Below are 17,669 nucleotides of genomic sequence, written 5' to 3'. Positions count from 1 at the left end.
CGCGACACAGGCTCAGCGAACGAGCGGAACCTCGAGGATGGCCGGACCGGTCGGGGCACCGGTGAGGGCGCGCTCCAGGTCGGCCCGCGTGGCTGCGACCTGGTACTCCCAGCCATAGGCAGCAGCGAGGGCTTGAAAGTCGACGCTGCGCGGCGTGTAGAGCACCCGTTCCATCGCCTCGACCGGGGCCGTTGCCGCGACCTCGAGACCGTCGAAGATACTGCCGCCGCCGTCGACTCCGACAATGACCTGCAGCCGCGGCCGCGGTTCGCCGGGAGCGAGCAACAGCGAGCCAACGTCGTGTAGAAACGTCAGGTCGCCCATTAGCACCCGTGTCACTCCGACCGAGCGCGGTTCCGGTTCGGCCTGGCTGGCCAGCGCCACTCCGAGCGCCGTCGCAATGGTGCCGTCGATTCCGGCCAGCCCGCGGTTCGCCAGCACGGTGATCTTCTTGCCGGGAACGCGCTTGTCCGCCTCCCGAATGAGCCGGGAGGCGCCGAGTACGAGCCGGTCGTGCGGCCACGACGCCCGCCACACCGCGTCGACGAGCAGCGCACGGGTCAGCGGTGCCCGCAGCACGGCCAGCTCGGCACGGGTGATGCCGCGTTTGTCGATCGGGGCCCGGCCCTCATCGGCCGCCGCCTCGGCGAGGGCCCGGCTGGTCATCACCCAGCGCCCCAGCCACGCCCGACCGGCCGGGGTACGCGCGGCCGCAGCGCACGAAGCATCCGGTCCAATCGAGCGGGTGAAGGCGCGCGCGGAGTGGCCGGGATTGTACCAGTCGAGTCCGGTCGGGGCGACCACAATTGTCTCCACACCGGGGCGTTCAATGAGGGCGGGAATTTCTCGGCTGAGCGTGGGGTGGCCGAACACGATCACGCGCTCGACCTCGCCGCCCAGATCCACGGCGCCAAGCAGCTCGCGATAGTGCACAATCAGGTTCGGGCCGAACCGAGCCCCGCTGGACACTTCGGCCAGCAGCGGCCAGCCCCCGGCGTGGGCGAGTTCTTCGGCCTCCGGACCGGCGCCATCGCCGGCAACGACGACCGTGCGTGGTCCGGGGGCGAGCAGCATGGTTGGGCCGTCGGTCGAGGCGGCAGGTGCAACGGGGGCAGCCGGAGTTACCCTCGGCAATCCAGCAGGAAGCGCGGCCGACAACGGCTCCCGAAACGCCAGATTCAGTTGCACCGGGCCGGGTGCGGCGGTGCCTTCGCCGGTGGCGGCATCCGTCGCCTGGCGGGCCAACGCTTGGGCAATGCCGGTCTCGTCGGGTTCGCCGACCGGCGCCGGAACGTCAAGGCACAGTCGGGTGGCGACGCCGAAGATGCCGGGCTGCACGGTGGTTTGGTTTGAACGGATGCCGCGCAGCTCGGCCGGACGATCGGCCGTGAGCAGGATCATCGGCACCCCGGCGTGGTGCGCTTCGAGCACGGCCGGGTGCAAATTGGCCACGGCCGTGCCCGACGTCACGACGACAAGGGCGGGCCGACCGGTCTCGAGCGCAAGGCCGAGCGCGAGAAAGCCGGCGCTGCGTTCATCGGTGCGCACATGCAAGCGGATACCGCCGGCCCGTTCCAGCTCGGCCGCGGCCAGCGCGAGCGCCTGCGAACGCGCACCGGGACAGAGCACGAGGTCGTGCAGCCCGAGACGTATAAATTCGTTTAGAAGGGAGAAACTAAAATCGGTCGCCGGGCTACCGTTGAACGGCTCAGGCATCCCGACGGCCAGGCTGCTCGCCTTCGCCCGGTTCCTTCTTCTTCTTCTTCGGGTCTACGCCGGTACCATTGCCCGGTGTCGGATCGTTCTTGTCGAGATCGGCGAGGTCCTGCTCCATCCGACGGATGCGCTCCTGCTGGTCTTTCTCGTTGAATGGCCGGTTTTCGCCGGTTGCTGTGGCAACGCCGCCGCCGTTCAGGCCGCGCAGAAAATCGAGGTCGTCATCGGGAGCGACCGATCGGTACGACCGGGTGGCGGGAGTGGAGCGTCCGTGGCCGACCAGCAGCCAGAGCAGCGGGCCGATCAGCGGTACCAGGACGATGACGAAAATCCACACCCAGCGCGGCAAACCACGAATGCGTTTGCGGTCGAAGACGGCGCAATCTACGAGGGTGTAGACCGTGAGAATGACCAGGGCCAGTCCTAGTCCGATCAAGAGCTTGGGCATGTCTTGATTGTATGGCGCTTGGCCGTGAGAGACATGTGCGGATGCTCAGGCGCGGCGTTCTAAACTTGGCTCATGAAATTCGTGGCCCCCTGGCTGTACTACTCCGTGATGCGCGTGCTGATGTTTGCCGTACCGCTGGCGATCCTGCTCTCCCTCGGTTTCTGGCCCTGGGCTGCGGCCGTCATCGCTGCCATGCTCGGCCTGTGCCTGTCCTACCTGTTTCTCGGCAAGTCCCGCGAGAGCGTGGCACGTGACCTGTACCAGGCGCGGCACCCCGGCAAGGAGCCGGTAAACCCGGATTCTGAGGTCGAGGACCAGGCGCTGAATGCCGAAGAAACCACCAACTCAGAACGCGAAAGCAAGTCCCAGTAGCAGCCCGTAGGCCAGCGCCGCGAGGCTGGTCAGCTTCAGCGCAAGGATGAGTTCCCTGGCCGACGTCGCGGTGACCGTAATGAGGCAGGCCGGCAGCGCCAGCAGCAGCACGAAGAACGTGAAGATCCCGAGCGGATAAACCAGGCTGAACAGTCCGGCGATCACGAACGGCAGCAGCAGGAAGACGCAGAAGACGACCCGGGAAGCCGTGCGGCCGATGCGCACCGCGAGGGTGCGCTTGCCGGCGGCATGGTCGGGCACGATGTCCCGCAGGTTGTTGACCATGAGCACGGCACAGGCGATCAGTCCCATCGCCACACCACCGAGCACGCTCTCGGTCGTGAAGTCGCCGACCTGCACGTAGGTGGTGCCGGCGGTGGCGACGAGCCCGAAGAAGACGAACACGAACAGTTCGCCGAGGCCGAGGTAGCCGTAGGGCTTCCTGCCACCGGTGTAGAACCAGGCCGCCAACAGGGCGACGACGCCGACGAGCAGCAGCCACCAGTACTGGGTCAGAATGACGAGGGTCAGGCCGGCCACGGCGGCGAGGCCGAAGAAGACCAGGGCGACGCGCAGCACGGTACGGGGGTTGGCAACGCCGCCGCCGGTCAGCCGGGCCGGGCCGACCCGAAAAGCGTCGGTACCGCGAATGCCGTCGGAATAGTCGTTGGCGTAGTTGACGCCGATCTGCAGCAGCAGGGCCACCGCGAGGGCGAGCAGCGCGCGCACCGGGTGGTAAACGCCGGGGCCGGCCGCGACGATGGCGGCTCCGGTTCCGAGCAGCACAGGAGCGATGGCGAGCGGCAGGGTGCGCAGGCGCGCACCGGCGATCCAGTCGGCGGCCGTGGCCTGCTTGACCGCGGCGGGCCCCTTGCGCGGCACGTTTTTGAAGGCTGGATGGCCTGACTTGCCGTTGGTCTTGCCACCGGAAGCGGCACCCGCCAGCGTCGCCGCAGGGTTCAGTCTTTGTTGTTTGGGCCTGACCGGCCGAGCTCCTTGTGCCACGCCACCATGCTACTTGTTGGCCCAGGGCTGGTCGACCGTACCGGCGGCAGCGAGCCGCGCCAGCGCCACCCGGTCGGGCTTACCCGAGGCCAGCAGCGGAATCTGCTCCACTCGCACGACGCGCGCGGGCCTGGCGGCACGCCCCAGCCGTGCCACAACGGATGCCCCCACGACAGCCAGATCCGCCGCCCCGCCTTCCGGCCCGGCCACCACCAGAACCGGCACCTGGCCCCATTGGGCATCATCGCCACCGAGCACAACCGCCGTCTCGAAGCCGACACAGGACCGCACGATCCGTTCGACGGCGTCGAGGGACACCTTCTCGCCGCCGGAGATGATCACGTTGTCGGCCCGGCCGAGCACCGTGACGCGGTCGCTCAGGGGATCGACCTCGCCGAGGTCGCCGGTGCGATACCAGCGCACCCCCTGCTCCACGATGAACCGATCAGCGGTGCGCGCTGCATCGTCGAGGTACCCCTCGGCGAGCACCGAGCCCGACAGCTCGAGCTGCCCGTCGACGAGACGCACGAGGGTGTCCCCGATCGGAACCCCGTCGTAGACGCACCCACCGGCCGTCTCCGACGATCCATAGGTGCGCACGACCCGCACCTCCAGTTCGGCCGCTCGCGCGATGAGCTCGGGTCGGATGGCCTGCCCGCCGACCAAAATCGCGGTGAAGCGCCGCAGCACAGCCAGCAGGGCCGGGTCATCTGCTGCGTCGAGCAGCCGGGCCAACTGCACCGGAACCAGCGCGGTGTAGCGCAGCGGCTCGGTCATGGTCTCGGCCAGACGAAGAAAATTCTGCGGATCGAAGTGGCCAGGCGGTAGCACGATCGGGGTGGTCTCGGCGGCGATCGAGCGCACCAGCACCTGCACCCCGGCGATGTAGTGCACCGGAAGGGCCAGCAGCCACTGCCCCGGTCCACCGAGGGCGACCGCCGACGCCGCGGCACCGGCCAGCAGCGCATTGGTGGCGAGCATGGCCCGTTTCGGCGCCCCCGTCGACCCGGAGGTCTCGATCACCACGGCGACCCGCTTCGGCACGTCGCCGAGGACCGGAATTCCAGTAGCCCGATCGGTCGACAGCGGCAGCACGGCCGGCCCGCTGCCGGCGAGCGCGTTTCGCAGCACGGCCAAAAAGTCGAGCGGATGCCCCGGCGCGACCGCGAGCAGCGGCCTCACGTCAGTACTGCCACGGGTACGGCGACCAGTCCGGTTCACGCTTCTCCAGGAAGGAGTCCCGGCCCTCGACGGCTTCATCGGTGCCATAAGCGAGGCGCGTGGCCTCGCCGGCGAACACCTGCTGGCCGACCAGCCCGTCGTCGACGGCGTTGAAGGCGAACTTGAGCATGCGAATCGCGGTGGGCGACTTGGTCAGAATCTCCCGAGCCCAGTCCAGTGCCACGGTTTCCAGTTCGGCGTGCGGCACGACGGCGTTGATCGCGCCCATCTCCAGCGCACGCTGGGCCGAGTATTCGCGAGCCAGAAAGAACACCTCGCGGGCGGCTTTCTGGCCGACCTGGCGGGCGAAGTAGGCGCTGCCGTAACCGGCGTCGAAGGAGCCGACATCGGCATCCGTCTGCTTGAATTTGCCGTGTTCGGCGCTGGCGATACTCAGGTCGCAGACCACGTGTAGGGAGTGCCCGCCGCCAGCCGCCCAGCCGGGTATGACCGCGATGACGACCTTGGGCATGAAACGGATGAGACGCTGCACTTCCAGAATATGCAGGCGTCCGGCGCGTCCGCGGTCGATGCCCGCTGCCGTCTCGCCCTCGGAGTACTTGTAGCCGTCCCGGCCGCGGATGCGCTGATCGCCACCGGAGCAGAAGGCCCAGCCGCCGTCCTTGGCACTCGGGCCATTGCCGGTGAGCAGAACGACGCCGATTTTCGAGTTCAGCCGAGCGTCTTCCAGAGCGCTGAACAACTCGTCGACCGTGCGGGGGCGAAAGGCGTTGCGCACCTCGGGCCGGTCAAAGGCGATGCGGGCGATTCGGCCGCTCAGATCCTGGTGATAGGTCAGATCGGTGAGGTCTTCAAAGCCGGCAACGGCCTTCCATTGGCTCGCATCGAAGATTTCGGATACCTGTTCGCTCATGCTGCCAGCCTACGGGGGCAGCCGCGCAGCTTGCGGCTTCGCCAACTCGTAATATCCACGGTTGTAAAGACGAATTAACCTCAGGTAACCTGTACCAAACAATATGTCAAGCCCTTGATCGTCACCCCCCTTCGGGGGTGTACTAATGACTTGGAATACACGGGGAGGTGGCCATGAATATCACAGACAGCAGCAGCCAGTGCGGGGGCAAGCGCTCATGACGACAACTGTTGAGAGAAACACCAACACCGCTCCACTGCCGCGCCCGGCAGCGAATGCCGCGCCGCGCCGCGCCGCGTCATCGGCAAGCTACAGCGCCGCATCAACGGATGCCTTCGGCGATTACCTGCGCCGCATCGGCAAGGGGACCCTGCTCAACGCCGAGCAGGAGGTTGATCTGGCGCGCCGCATCGAGGTGGGTCTGTTCGCTGAGGCTCGACTGCTGCAGGGCGGCGATGCCATCCCGCGCGATTCGGTGGTGCAGCGGGACCTGGCCTGGCTCGGGCAAGACGGGCGCCGCGCCAAGAACCAGTTCATCGAGGCCAACCTGCGCTTGGTCGTCAGTATCGCCAAACACTATTCCGGTCGCGGGGTGCCCATCATGGACCTCGTTCAGGACGGCAATATGGGCCTGGTGCGTGCGGTCGAAAAGTACGACTTCATGACCGGCTACAAGTTCTCCACCTACGCCACCTGGTGGATCCGCCAGGCCATCCACCGCGGCATGGCCGACAAATCGCGCATGATCCGCATCCCGGTGCACACGGCCGAGAAGCTGAATAAGATCAAGCGGATCCGTCGTGATCTCACGAGCGTGCTCGACCGCGACCCGACAGCACGCGAGATCGGTGAGGCCGCGCAGCTTCCAGTGCGCGATGTGCTGCGGCTGCTGCAATACGACAACGAACCGATCTCCCTGCACACCCCGGTCGGCGATGGCGCCGGCGACATGGCTGAACTCATCATCGACGACGACCTGCCCCAGCCCGACGAGCACGCCACCCTGACCCTGCGTGCCGCGGACATCCGCTTCTTTCTGGAAACACTGCCGCCCCGAGAACGCTCCATTCTGCGGGCCCGGTTCGGCCTCGACGGCAACGAGCCCCGCACCCTCGACCAGATCGCCCACATCGAGGGCGTCACCCGGGAACGCGTGCGGCAGATCGAGAAACGCGCCCTGGCTCTTCTGCACGTGCCCCGGCTGGAGCATTATCTGAGCGACTAGCGGGGTCAGGATCAACCGGATGCACGCGAGCGGGAGCGAGACATGGGAAAGCTGACCTACGACTCGACCCTCACCGCGGACTTCGACGATCGAGTTCTGGCGCATATCCAGGTGGTCGTCGGAGCCAAGTTTCGGCGCGGCGAATCGTTCTATTTCACCTGGCGCGATGACCCGCAGTCGGGCAACGGGCGGAGCACCATCTGGCTGCACCCCGGCATCCCAATCGCATACAAGTATTTCGGCAGCCGCTCCCCCACCCTGAACCGCGAGTGGATCGAGGCGCTCATGGCCACGGCCAACTCCTCCGGCGGCCTGCAAATCGTTCCAGAACCCCGCTCCCCGTTCGCGCCATTGAGTTCGAAGGACGAACCATGAACCGCATCGACATCGTCTATGGCGGCAAGCCCTATTCCCTCGGCGGCCGTTCGGTCGAGTCGATCCAGGTGGAGATCGACGGCGCCATCGCTGCCGGGCTGCCGTACTGGTTGCGGGTAAACAGCGGGGAGGGCCGGTTCGAAGACGCCTATCTGCTCATCGCCCCCGGAATCGCGGTCGCCCTGGTCAATGTCAAGCCGAACGGCATCGACCACGATCATGAGGGCGATGACCTCTATCAGGATTCGCTCTGACCAACCACCCAGCCGGAGGCTGCCAGACTGGAGCCATGATGACCTCACTGGATGCCACGGTCCCCCCCTTGGAAGAGCTTCTCGGTTCCGCGCACGTCGTCTCCCTGAAACTGTTCGACCGGTTTCGAGGCCTGGACAGCCGGGAAGCGATGCTGCTCGAGGGGCCGCAGGGCTGGACGGAGTTTTCTCCCTTCGTCGAATACGACGACGCTGAGGCAGTCAACTGGCTGCGGGCCGCGATTGATTTCGGCTGGCAGGACTCGCCGCACCCGCTGCGCACGAGCATTCCGGTCAACGCCACCGTGCCCGCCGTCTCCGCCGACAAGGTCGCCGAAGTGCTCGCCCGTTTTCCCGGCTGCCGCACCGCCAAGGTGAAGGTGGCCAGCCCCGATCAGACTCTGGCCGACGATGTCGCCCGGGTCGCCGAGGTGCGCCGCGTGCTCGGCCCGGAGGGACGCATCCGGATCGATGCGAACGGGCTGTGGAACGTGGATGAGGCTGAGCATGCCATTCACGCCCTGAGCGCCTTTGATCTCGAATACGTCGAGCAGCCCTGCCTGACCGTGCCGGAACTGGCCGAGATTCGCCAGCGCACGACCTACCTGAGCGTGCCGATCGCCGCCGACGAGAGCGTGCGCAAGAGCAGCGACCCACTCGCCGTGGCGAGGGCCGGCGCCGCCGACATCCTGGTGATCAAGGCGCAGCCACTCGGCGGCATTCGCGCCGCCCTGTCGATCATCGGCCAGACCGGCCTTCCGGTCGTCGTCTCTAGCGCCCTCGACACCTCGGTCGGGCTGTCCATGGGTGCCCACCTGGCCGCATCCGTTCCCGGCCTGTACTTCGACTGCGGACTGGGCACGGCCTCGCTGCTGGCCGAGGACGTCACGACCCACCCGCTGCTCCCGGTCGACGGCGCGATTCCGGTGCGCCGAGTCGCCCCCGACCCTGCTCTGCTTACGCAGCACGCGGCTAGTCCGGAGCGCCGTGACTGGTGGCTGGCGCGCCTCGCGCGCACCCACGCGCTCCTCGCCGCCGCCGGATAGCGCGCAACTTAATCGCGAAAGCGGGTGAAAGGTTGATTCAGACCGGCTGAAGCAACCGTTTACCCGCTTTCGAGTGACTCCGGGCTACAGGCCAGAGTAGGCGTGCAGGCCCTTGAAGAACACGTTGACGATGCCGAAGTTGAACATGACGGCGCTGAAGCCGATGATCGACAGCCAGGCCGAGCGTGATCCGCGCCAGCCGCGGGTCGCACGGGCGTGGATGTAGCCGGCGTAGATGACCCAGATGATGAAAGTCCAGACCTCTTTGGTGTCCCAGCCCCAATACCGGCCCCAGGCCTGTTCGGCCCAGATCGAGCCGGCCATCAGGGTGAAGGTCCACAAAATGAAGCCGACGATATTGATGCGGTAGGACAGATTCTCCAGTGTCACTGACGACGGCAGTGTGGCCAGAAAACGCAGGCGCAGAGCGGATGCGATCGCCCCGCGCGGCGCGGCAGCTCCCTCGAGCACGTGGTTCTCCCGCCGCGACTGCAACAGCTGAACGGTCGACAGGGCGAAGCCGAGGGCGAACATTCCGGTGCCGAGGGACGCCACGAAAACGTGGATCACCAGCCAGGCCGACTGCAGCGCCGGCGGCAGCGGGGCGACCTCGACGTAGAACTGCAGGGCGGCAATTCCGAGCAGCACGAGCACGAGGCCGGTGACGAAGGTTCCGAGAAAACGCAGGTCCGAGCGCACCAGCACGAGCAGAAACACCGTCATGATGAGCAGGGTTCCGGTCATGGCGAATTCGTACATGTTCGCCCACGGCACCCGGTCGGCGGCGAAACCGCGCATAACGGTTGCCGCGAGGTGCAGTGCCCAGGCGAGCACGGTGAGCGAGACGCCCACCCGTAGGCTCGACGAGCGGCCGTAGGGCATGGCCGCGTCATTGTCCATCCGCGCGCTGATTCGGGACAGCACCGGCCGTTTCAGGGCCGGTCGCTCAAGGGTGCGGGTACCGCCAGCGGATGCTGCGGCGCCGGCCGAAGCAGCGGCATCCGTTTCCACCAGGTCGGCCGCCTCGATCACGCCGACCGCGCTCGAGCGGCGGGCGAGGTCGATCGCGAAGGCGATGAAAGCGAGGGCGTAGACGGCCATCGCCGAATACAGCGCGTAGAGCGAGTACGAGTTGAGCAGTGCGGGGTCAGTCAGATTCACGATCTAAGCCTAAGTCGTTTCGGGGGTGGCGACGACGGGTTGGTGGGACTTGAGCAGTTTCAGATGTCGGTCGGCCAGGGCCGTGACGGCGCTGCCGAGGGCTGGGTCGTCACCACGGGCGAGGCCGGCATATTCGAGGTGAACCGTTCCATCGGCACGCGTGGTCGCCTTCACCCAGACTCGGCGACGCGGCACGAGCAGTCCGGTGAACAGGCCGAACAGCACGAGTGCGGAGAAGGAGATCAGCCAAATCTGGGTCGGATCGTGGTGAATGTCGAAGCTGGCAAAGCGCGGAACCGATTGCTTGAGATCGCCGGCAGCCGAGGCGGCCGGGTCGTTGTCGATGAAGCTGACCGTGCCGAGGTCATTCGGCAGCTCGGTGGACTCGCCCGGCTTGAGTTCGATCGAGTCGACACCGGTGGTGCCGCCGTTCTGCTGGGTCAGATCGTCGGTGACGAGGGCATAAACGGATGTCGGCACGCCGTCATCGAGACCGAGGTCGCCGGTGTACACGTTCAGGGTGAGCAGCGGATACTCGAGGTCGGGGTAGCTGGAGAAGTTCGCCCCGGACTCGGCCTTGTCCTGGGTGGGATAGAAGAAGCCGATCATGCCGAGCTGTTCGGCCAGACCGTCTGGCACCTTGACGATGCCGAGCGAGGTGAGGTTGGCGTCCTGCGGCAGAAACGGCACCGAATCGGAGAACACCACGGTGCCGTCGGGGGCCGTGACCTGAATGGTCGGTGCGTAGCCGTTGCCGAGCAGGTAGATGCTCGTGCCATTCGTGCGCAGCGGCCCATTGACCTTAACCACGCTGGGCTCCGCTTCTGCGCCCTTGGGAGTAACGGTCACGTCGGCGGTGAAGTCGACCGGCTGGCCGTAGGCCTGCAGGTTGAGCTGCTCGTAGGCCACCGCGAAGTCGTCGAGGCTCAGGGTGTAGGGGTCGAGGGTTCCGTCGTCGAAGAAACGTCCAGGGTTGAAGGAGTCGTACGCGAGCAGCGTGTTCACGAAGGTCTGGCCTTCGACCAGCACGCGCTGGCCGCTGAAGCCGTAGCCACCGCCGAATCCGACGGTGACCAGAACGCCCACCAGGGCGCCGTGAAAGATCAGGTTCCCGGTCTCGCGCAGGTAGCCGCGTTCGGCCGAGACCGATGACTCCCCCTCAGCCTCGAACCGGGCGACGCGGTAGCCGCTGGATTTCAGGAGGGTGCGGGCGTGGGTGATGGCGGCGGAGGCATCCGTTTCAGCCGGCGCGTCATGCTCGATGAAACCCGACAGGCGGGAGAGCCGGGCCGGAGTGGTCGGCGGCTTCGCGCGCAGGGCCAGAAAATGGTGTTTGGTGCGCGGAATGACGCAGCCGATGAGCGAGATGAACAGCAGCAGGTAGATCGCCGAGAACCAGGCCGAGGTGTACACGTCGAAGGCTTGCAGCTGGTCGAGGACCGGTGCCAGGTCGGGGTTGTCGGCAAAGTACTGGGTGACGCCGTTCGGGTCTGAGCTGCGCTGCGGCACTAGCGATCCGGGAATGGCGGCGATGGCGAGCATCAGCAGCAGAAACAGGGCGGTGCGCATACTCGTGAGCTGACGCCAGAACCAGCGCAGCCAGCCGGTCAGGCCGAGCTTGGGCTGCACGACCCCCGGTGTCTGCGGGCGGGAATCGTAGTGGTCAGATGGCCGGGACAAAGCTGCCAATCACCCCTTGCAGGTCGAGGAGCCAGGCATTCCAGATGCCGGTCACCATGAGGACTCCGATAACGACGAGCAAAACGCCGCCGAACAGGTTGATGGCACGTATATGCCGTTTCAGGAAGGCGACCGATCCGGTGGCCCAGTTGAGGCCGAGGGCGATCAACAGGAACGGAATACCGAGGCCGAGGGAATAGAACAGCGCGAGCAGACCGCCCTGCCAGGGTGAGCCGGTGCCAAGGCTGAGGGAGTTGATGGCGGTGAGGGTCGGGCCGGTGCACGGCGTCCAGCCGACCGCGAACACCGCGCCGAGAAGGGGCGCTCCGGCCAGGCCCATCTTGGGGCGCCAACTGGTTTTGATGGTGCGCTGCATCGCGCCGAACTGGCCGACGAAGACCAGGCCGAGCAGAATGACCACGACGCCGGCGATCCGGGTGATCAGGTCGCGGTAGGAGTTGAGCCAGAATCCGGCCGCGCCGAAAACGACGCCGGTGAGCACGAACACCACGGTGAAGCCGAGCACGAACAGGCCGACCCCGGCCAGCAGCCGGTTGCGGCCGCGTCGATCCCGCTTGGAGGTTCCGGTGCGCCCGTCGGTGAAGCCGCCGATGTAGGCGAGGTAGCCGGGTACGAGCGGCAAAATGCACGGGGAGGCGAACGACACCAGCCCGGCCAGGAGCGCGATGGGAATAGCGAAGAGCAACTGCCCGCTGAAGACGATCTCTCCGAAGGGATTGTTCACTCGCCGGTGCCGCTGTCAATGATCGGGCCAGTCTCCGCGATCGTGTCGCGAATCAGGGTTTCCAGAATGGAGGGCGAGGTGACCTGGCCGAGAATGCGGGCGGCAACCCGGCCTTCGGCGTCGAGTACGAGTGTGGTGGGCACCGCGTTCGGCGGGATGCTGCCGCTGAAGGCGAGCTGCATAGCGCCGGTGTCGACGTCGAGCACCGAGGGGTAGGTCACGCTGTAGGTCTCGTTGAACGCGATCGCGTTGGGCGCCTGGTCACGCACGTTGACGCCGAGAAAACTCGCGCCCTCATTTTCGAATTGCGCGTTGATGCTTTGCAGATCGGATGCCTCGGCCCGGCACGGCGCGCAGCTCGCGTACCAGAAATTGACGACCAGAACCTCGCCAAGCTTGTCGGCGCTGGTGACCGTTTCACCGGTCTCGGTCACGCCGGAGAACTCGATGGCCTCGCCGCGGCCTTCGAGGGGGATCTCGGTGACGCTGCCGTCGCCGGCGATGAAGCCCTTGCTCGAGCCCTCGCGGTACTGCTCGGCGAGCGGGTCAGAGGAGCAGCCAGCGAGCAACAATGCGGCTGCGGCGAGACCGGCCAACAGCGGGGTGACCCGGCGACTGTTCACGCAGCTCATACGGCACCCACGTCGTTGCTCGGATCGAGAAGTTCTGCGGCCGGGCTGGCATAACCGGTTTCAGCGAAGTGGTCGCCGCGCCAGGACAGCGTCGTGATGCTCGACAGATCGCACCGCCGGTTGCGCGGGTCGTGGGCGAGTCGTTTATGGGCGAGGGAGCGGTGCACCATCCAGATCGGCAGCTGGTGGCTGACCAACACGACATCGCCCTCGTCGACCGAGTTCCAGGCGTCATCGATCGCCGCGAGCATCCGCTTCGAGACAGCCCGAAACGGTTCGCCCCAGCTCGGCCGGAGCGGGTTGACCAGAGCCGGCCAGTTGCGGGGGTCGCGCAGCGCGCCGTCTGGACCGCGCATCCGCTTGCCTTCGAATGCGTTGGTCGGTTCGATAATGCGTTCCTCGCTGTCGACCGACAGCCCAAAGGCGGCGGCGATCGGTGCGGCCGATTCCTGCGCACGCTGCAGCGGCGAGGCGATCACGCGCACGACCGGGCGGCCGCGCTCGACCAGTTCGGCGGCGGCGGTGGCGGCCATGAGCACACCCTGCTCGGACAACCGGTAGTTCGGCAGCCGTCCATAGAGCACGCGTTCGGGGTTAAAGACCTCACCGTGACGCACGAGATGCACTTGACTGGCTACCACCCGACTAGTCTACGGAGGCCCCAGCCTTGAAACCGCCGTGAGAGCGCTCAGGCGTCAACGATGCTGATGCTCCGGGCGAGGTCATCCACGATCGGCAGCAACTTCAATACTTGTACACCGGGCTCCCCTCGGCGGGGACCCTGGGCGGCTCCGGCTAAGCTCGAACAGTGACTTCGCGCGTATTAATCAAGAACCTGTCCGCTCTCGACGACGGCCCCGTATCGGTGTCCGGTTGGGTCGATACCGTTCGAGACCAGAAAAAAGTGCAATTCGTCGTACTGCGCGACGAATCCGGCGCCGTGCAGCTGGTCAATCCCCGCACCACGGATGCCGATGGCCAGGTCGTCGCCGACGAGCCGGCGACCAGTATCTCGGGTCTCGCCCAGGGCACCTTCGTGACGGTGACCGGTGCGCTCAAGCACGACGAGCGGGTCAAGCTCGGCGGCATCGAAATCAAGCTGGCCACCCTCACCGTCGTGTCGGCCGCCATCCCCGAGACGCCGATCGCGGCCGACTCCAGCCTCGACAAGCGCATGGACTGGCGCTTCCTCGACCTGCGCAACCCGAAGCAGAATCTTATCTTCCGCATTCAGACCACGTTCGAGCACGCACTGCGCACGTACTGGATCGAGCACGGCTTCATCGAGTTGCACACCCCCAAGCTCATGGCGAGTGCGAGCGAGAGCCGCGCCGAGTTGTTCGAGGTCGGCTATTTCGACACCAAGGCGTACCTCGCGCAGAGCCCGCAGTTCTTCAAGCAGATGGCCCAGTCGGCCGGTTTTGGCAAGATCTTCGAGGTCGGGCCGGCGTTCCGTGCCGACCCGTCGTTCACAAGCCGGCACGCCACCGAGTTCACGAGCGTCGACAGTGAGATCAGCTGGATCACCAGCCACGACGACGTCATGACGCTGCACGAAGACCTGATGGTCGCCGGGTTCACGGCCGTGCAGAAAAAGCACGGCGACGAGGTCAAAGCCCTGTTCGACGTTGAAGTAACCGTTCCGAACACGCCGTTCCCGCGCATCCCGCTGGCCGAGGCCAAGGAGATCGTGAAGAGCCGCGGCTACGAGGTTCCCCGCGACGACGACGACATGGACCCGGAGGGCGAGCGCCAGATCGCCGCCTACGTGGCCGAGAAGTACGGACACGAATTCGTGTTCCTCACCGACTACGCCTCGAGCATTCGCCCGTTTTATCACATGCGTCACGAGGGCGACGCGTCGATTACCAAGAGCTACGACCTCATCTTCAACGGCACCGAGATCTCGACCGGAGCCCAGCGCGAGCACCGCATCGAGGTACTCGAAGCGCAGGCGATCGAGAAGGGCCTCGACCCGAAGGAGATTGAGGGCTACCTGGACTTCTTCCGCTACGGCGTGCCCTCGCACGGAGGGTTCGGCATGGGCCTCGCGCGCGTACTGATGCTCATGCTGCACCAGGCGTCGATTCGCGAGGTCACCTACCTGTTCCGCGGCCCGACCCGCCTCGAGCCGTAAGGATCGACTAGACCTCGAGGTCGACCGCCACGCGGTCGGCGACGACGGTACGGATGAACGCGCCAGCCTTCTTGTGCTCCGGGTGATTCTGGTAGCGGTCGAGGGCCTCGAGGTCGTCGAAGTCGGCGATCAGCGCGACGTCCCAGTTTTCGTTACCGGCAACATCCGGCCCCACGGTCAACGCGCGAATCTCGGGCACAACCCCGACGAGGGCGTTCAGGCCGGCAGCGATCTGGGCCGCGTCGTCGGCCTTCTTGCGCGGGGTGAGAGCGCTGAGTTTCCAGCAGACGATGTGACGAATGGTCATGAGACCTCCAGTAGGGCGGTGCGCAGGCGCACCGGATCGATGCGCCAGTAATTGTGCACCTGGCCGTTAATGAGGAGCACCGGGATGTCCTCCAGGTAGAGGTCGTGCAACTCGGCGTCATCGAGGATGGAACGTTCCTCGAGCGTGATAGTGAGGGCCGATGCGTCATCGGCGAGCTTGGCCACAACGCTGCCGACCACGTCGCGTGCGTCGTCGCAGAGGTGACAACCGGGCTTGCCGATCAGGGTGAGGTGTGCGGTGGGCATGGGTCTAGCCTACGAGGCCGCGGTTACTCGACTAGACCATGCTCTGCTAGATGGAACTGCCGGTTAGGAACGTCCAGGTTTTCGTTGCAAGGGGATTGCCGGCCGCATCCCGCACCGCACTGGTACCGCCCGTAATCGTCACCCGGTACAGCGTGTTGGACGCGAGCGTCACGGAGGGATTGATCGTGAGAACTTTCGTCGTCGAATTGAAGTTCCTCACTGCCGCAATCACCGTGCCGGTGGAGGAATTCGTCAGTTTCACCGTTGACGAACTCACGCCGATGATCGCTTCGCTGAAGGACGCCGTCGCGTTGGCGGTACGGCGAACGGATGTCGCCCCCGATGCCGGGCTGACGCTGGTAATAGCGGGTACCGGCCCCGACGTGAATGACCAGGAGGTGGGCACTAACGGGTTGCCGACGGCGTCCAGCAGGCCAGACACGTTGACCGAGAAGAGTCTGTCGGCGCCGAGGGTGACGGTGGGGTTGAGCGTCGCCGTGCGGGTTGTCGCGTCATACGTGACGGCCGCTGGCACGAGCGTCGTTCCCGTCTTCATCGTGATCGTGGTCGTCGAAGCCTTCGTCACCGGCTCGCTGAAGGTGACCGTGACGTTGGCGGTCCGGCTGATTGCGCGGGCATCCGTTCTGGGGACCGCCGCGATGATCGTGGGTGCCGGACCCGACTGAAACGACCAGCTCGTGCCGGCGATCACGTTGCCGGCAGTGTCACGCACACCGGTCACGGTCACGGTATAGAGCGTGTCCGCTGCGAGGGTCGACGACGGGTAGAGCGTGGCGACGTTTGTCCCCGAGGTGTAGGTCACGGCCGCAGCTACCGTTGCCGTTTTGGAGCGCAGTGAGAACGAGCTCGCCGTCACATCGATGACCGGTTCGCTAAACGTCGCCGAGATGTTCGCCGTCTGGCTGATCGACCGTGCATTGACGACCGGCACCCGGCTAGTCACGGTCGGCGGGGTGACGTCGCTGTCCCCCGGCGAGACGTAGAGCAGATAGTTGCTCGTTGACCGAGCGTCGAAGACCGCCCCCTGCGTTGCCGGTGCGGAAAGGAAGTCGTCGATTTGCGCGGGAGTTGACGACGAGTTGACCTGCAAATACCGCGCTACGGCACCAGCAACATGGGCGCTGCCATGGATGTGCCGCTCATCAGCGTACTGTCACTATCCGACCCGATGAAGCTGGAGCGAACCCCGCTACCGGGGGCAAACAGGTCAACGCACTCCCCGAAATTGGAGTAGCTCGCCCGGTAGTCGCCCTCGTCGGTTGCGCCGACGGTGATCGCCGCGGGCGTCTCGGCCGGAGAGGCGGTACCGCACGAGTCCTGCGCGCTGTTGCCCGCAGCGACGACGACCGGCACGCCGGCTGCCGAGGCGTTTTCCACTGCCTCGTCCAGCAGAGCATTGGACTCGCCGCCGCCGCTAGTGTTAATGACCGAGGGGCCTGACCGGTAGGTAACGACCCAGTCAACGGCAGCGATCAGGTCCGAGACGTAGCCGCTCCCTCCGCAGCCGAAGACGCGGAGAGCGACCATGCTCACGGACTTCGCAATACCGTGGGTCGAACCGCCAATCGTGCCGCTGACATGCGTGCCGTGGCCATTGCAGTCGCTGGCGTCGCTGTCATCATCGACGAAGTCATAGCCGCTCGTCGCCCGACCACCGAACTCGGTGTGGGTAAGCCGGATTCCCGAGTCGATCACATAGACCGTCACGCCACCCCTGACGTTCCGTAGTCGTAGGTGCCAGAAAGAGCCGAAGAACGCTGGTCGATGCGGTCTAGCCCCCATGGGGCATTCGGCTGCAACGTGTCGATATGAGTTGCGGTATCCAGCTCGACCCGCTCGACCAGGGGGCTGCTGGGCAAGTGCGCGATTTGGGCCGCGGTGAGCTTGGCCGAGAAACCAGCGAATGCCGCGCGGTAGCGGTTGTCAATCCTGACGCCCGCCCGGCTCTGAGCCTCGGCGAGGGCGACGCCGGCAGCGGATGACGCCGCCTGCACGATCACTGATTGGCGGGGATCAGCGGGATCAGCAGCCATGGCAGCGCCTTGCGCTCGCCGCGAGCGTGGCGGCCGCGCTGGCCGCTTGTGCCGTGAAAGTGCTGGTGGGCAGTACAATCCCAGCAAGCACCAGCAGGAGCAGGAGCAGGAGCAGGAGCAGGAGCAGGAGCAGGAGCAGGAGCAGGATGATTAT

The 17,669-nt window shown here is 66.0% G+C and carries 21 protein-coding genes; 6 read left to right on the top strand and 15 right to left on the bottom strand.

What is annotated here, in order from left to right:
- Positions 1-12: 12 nt before the first annotated feature.
- Positions 13-1,716, bottom strand: coding sequence for a 2-succinyl-5-enolpyruvyl-6-hydroxy-3-cyclohexene-1-carboxylic-acid synthase (menD, locus tag E3T31_RS00205; protein ID WP_134466950.1), 1,704 nt, complete (start codon positions 1,714-1,716; stop codon positions 13-15).
- Positions 1,709-2,164, bottom strand: a complete 456-nt coding sequence (locus tag E3T31_RS00200) for a PLD nuclease N-terminal domain-containing protein (protein ID WP_134466949.1) — start codon at positions 2,162-2,164, stop codon at positions 1,709-1,711. Before E3T31_RS00200 ends, menD begins: the two co-directional genes overlap by 8 nt.
- A gap of 72 nt (positions 2,165-2,236) precedes the next feature.
- Between E3T31_RS00200 and E3T31_RS00195 the strand changes: the two genes are divergently transcribed.
- On the top strand, positions 2,237-2,536 hold the full coding sequence (locus tag E3T31_RS00195) for a DUF4229 domain-containing protein (protein ID WP_092448422.1): 300 nt from the start codon (positions 2,237-2,239) through the stop codon (positions 2,534-2,536).
- Here E3T31_RS00195 and E3T31_RS00190 read toward each other — a convergent pair.
- The 3 genes from E3T31_RS00190 to E3T31_RS00180 form a co-directional block, all read right to left on the bottom strand.
- Positions 2,510-3,418 carry a 1,4-dihydroxy-2-naphthoate polyprenyltransferase gene (locus E3T31_RS00190; protein WP_241977451.1) on the bottom strand — a complete coding sequence of 303 codons (909 nt, stop codon included), beginning with the start codon at positions 3,416-3,418 and terminating at the stop codon, positions 2,510-2,512. The two genes, E3T31_RS00195 and E3T31_RS00190, sit on opposite strands and share 27 nt — an antisense overlap.
- A gap of 132 nt (positions 3,419-3,550) precedes the next feature.
- Positions 3,551-4,723 (bottom strand): AMP-binding protein, encoded by a 1,173-nt coding sequence (locus E3T31_RS00185; protein ID WP_241977435.1) that lies wholly within the window; start codon positions 4,721-4,723, stop codon positions 3,551-3,553.
- Between the two features lies 1 nt (position 4,724).
- A complete protein-coding gene (locus E3T31_RS00180; protein WP_134444208.1) occupies positions 4,725-5,636 on the bottom strand; it encodes a 1,4-dihydroxy-2-naphthoyl-CoA synthase in 912 nt (303 codons plus the stop codon).
- A 217-nt stretch (positions 5,637-5,853) separates the two neighbouring features.
- Here E3T31_RS00180 and E3T31_RS00175 point away from each other — a divergent pair, with 217 nt between their 5' ends.
- Genes E3T31_RS00175 through E3T31_RS00160 form a run of 4 tightly spaced genes read left to right on the top strand, consistent with a single transcriptional unit; the run spans position 5,854 to position 8,533 of the window.
- Positions 5,854-6,861 carry an RNA polymerase sigma factor RpoD/SigA gene (locus E3T31_RS00175; RefSeq protein WP_134466948.1) on the top strand — a complete coding sequence of 336 codons (1,008 nt, stop codon included), beginning with the start codon at positions 5,854-5,856 and terminating at the stop codon, positions 6,859-6,861.
- A 42-nt stretch (positions 6,862-6,903) separates the two neighbouring features.
- Positions 6,904-7,236 (top strand): ATP-dependent DNA ligase, encoded by a 333-nt coding sequence (locus E3T31_RS00170; RefSeq protein ID WP_134466947.1) that lies wholly within the window; start codon positions 6,904-6,906, stop codon positions 7,234-7,236.
- Positions 7,233-7,490, top strand: a complete 258-nt coding sequence (locus E3T31_RS00165) for a hypothetical protein (protein ID WP_092448426.1) — start codon at positions 7,233-7,235, stop codon at positions 7,488-7,490. The genes E3T31_RS00170 and E3T31_RS00165 overlap by 4 nt, the downstream gene beginning before the upstream one ends.
- Before the next feature lie 35 nt (positions 7,491-7,525).
- Entirely contained in the window at positions 7,526-8,533 is a 1,008-nt protein-coding gene (locus E3T31_RS00160; RefSeq protein WP_241977434.1) for an o-succinylbenzoate synthase, read from the top strand.
- An 84-nt stretch (positions 8,534-8,617) separates the two neighbouring features.
- Here E3T31_RS00160 and ccsB read toward each other — a convergent pair whose 3' ends face one another.
- From ccsB to E3T31_RS00135, 5 genes are all read right to left on the bottom strand, one after another.
- Positions 8,618-9,634 (bottom strand): c-type cytochrome biogenesis protein CcsB, encoded by a 1,017-nt coding sequence (ccsB, locus tag E3T31_RS00155; RefSeq protein ID WP_134467060.1) that lies wholly within the window; start codon positions 9,632-9,634, stop codon positions 8,618-8,620.
- Positions 9,635-9,703: 69 nt separating this feature from the next.
- Positions 9,704-11,374, bottom strand: coding sequence for a cytochrome c biogenesis protein ResB (locus tag E3T31_RS00150; protein WP_134466946.1), 1,671 nt, complete (start codon positions 11,372-11,374; stop codon positions 9,704-9,706).
- Positions 11,358-12,119: a cytochrome c biogenesis CcdA family protein gene (locus E3T31_RS00145; RefSeq protein WP_092448428.1), complete on the bottom strand. Its 762-nt coding sequence runs from the start codon at positions 12,117-12,119 to the stop codon at positions 11,358-11,360. The genes E3T31_RS00150 and E3T31_RS00145 overlap by 17 nt, the downstream gene beginning before the upstream one ends.
- A complete protein-coding gene (locus tag E3T31_RS00140; RefSeq protein ID WP_134466945.1) occupies positions 12,116-12,751 on the bottom strand; it encodes a TlpA disulfide reductase family protein in 636 nt (211 codons plus the stop codon). Before E3T31_RS00140 ends, E3T31_RS00145 begins: the two co-directional genes overlap by 4 nt.
- The gene (locus tag E3T31_RS00135) at positions 12,748-13,392 is read right to left on the bottom strand and encodes a histidine phosphatase family protein (protein WP_134466944.1); all 645 of its coding nucleotides are present in this window, start codon (positions 13,390-13,392) and stop codon (positions 12,748-12,750) included. Before E3T31_RS00135 ends, E3T31_RS00140 begins: the two co-directional genes overlap by 4 nt.
- 167 nt (positions 13,393-13,559) lie before the next feature.
- Between E3T31_RS00135 and aspS the strand changes: the two genes are divergently transcribed.
- Complete coding sequence (aspS, locus tag E3T31_RS00130) at positions 13,560-14,888, top strand: aspartate--tRNA(Asn) ligase (protein ID WP_134466943.1); 1,329 nt, start codon at positions 13,560-13,562, stop codon at positions 14,886-14,888.
- Positions 14,889-14,895: 7 nt separating this feature from the next.
- On the opposite strand, the gene E3T31_RS00125 is transcribed toward aspS, so the two are convergent.
- The 5 genes from E3T31_RS00125 to E3T31_RS00105 are packed head-to-tail and all read right to left on the bottom strand — an operon-like array spanning position 14,896 to position 17,515.
- On the bottom strand, positions 14,896-15,195 hold the full coding sequence (locus tag E3T31_RS00125; RefSeq protein WP_134466942.1) for a Dabb family protein: 300 nt from the start codon (positions 15,193-15,195) through the stop codon (positions 14,896-14,898).
- The gene (locus tag E3T31_RS00120) at positions 15,192-15,461 is read right to left on the bottom strand and encodes a glutaredoxin family protein (protein WP_092448433.1); all 270 of its coding nucleotides are present in this window, start codon (positions 15,459-15,461) and stop codon (positions 15,192-15,194) included. Before E3T31_RS00120 ends, E3T31_RS00125 begins: the two co-directional genes overlap by 4 nt.
- A gap of 46 nt (positions 15,462-15,507) precedes the next feature.
- A complete protein-coding gene (locus E3T31_RS00115) occupies positions 15,508-16,572 on the bottom strand; it encodes an Ig-like domain-containing protein (protein ID WP_134466941.1) in 1,065 nt (354 codons plus the stop codon).
- An 8-nt stretch (positions 16,573-16,580) separates the two neighbouring features.
- The gene (locus E3T31_RS00110; RefSeq protein WP_166788333.1) at positions 16,581-17,189 is read right to left on the bottom strand and encodes a S8 family peptidase; all 609 of its coding nucleotides are present in this window, start codon (positions 17,187-17,189) and stop codon (positions 16,581-16,583) included.
- Positions 17,186-17,515 carry a protease inhibitor I9 family protein gene (locus E3T31_RS00105; RefSeq protein ID WP_134466939.1) on the bottom strand — a complete coding sequence of 110 codons (330 nt, stop codon included), beginning with the start codon at positions 17,513-17,515 and terminating at the stop codon, positions 17,186-17,188. Before E3T31_RS00105 ends, E3T31_RS00110 begins: the two co-directional genes overlap by 4 nt.
- Positions 17,516-17,669: the final 154 nt, after the last annotated feature.

This window comes from Cryobacterium sp. TMS1-13-1 (genome assembly GCF_004403125.1).
Classification (GTDB): Bacteria; Actinomycetota; Actinomycetes; order Actinomycetales; family Microbacteriaceae; genus Cryobacterium; species Cryobacterium levicorallinum.
This window is presented reverse-complemented; position numbering and strand designations above follow the sequence as displayed.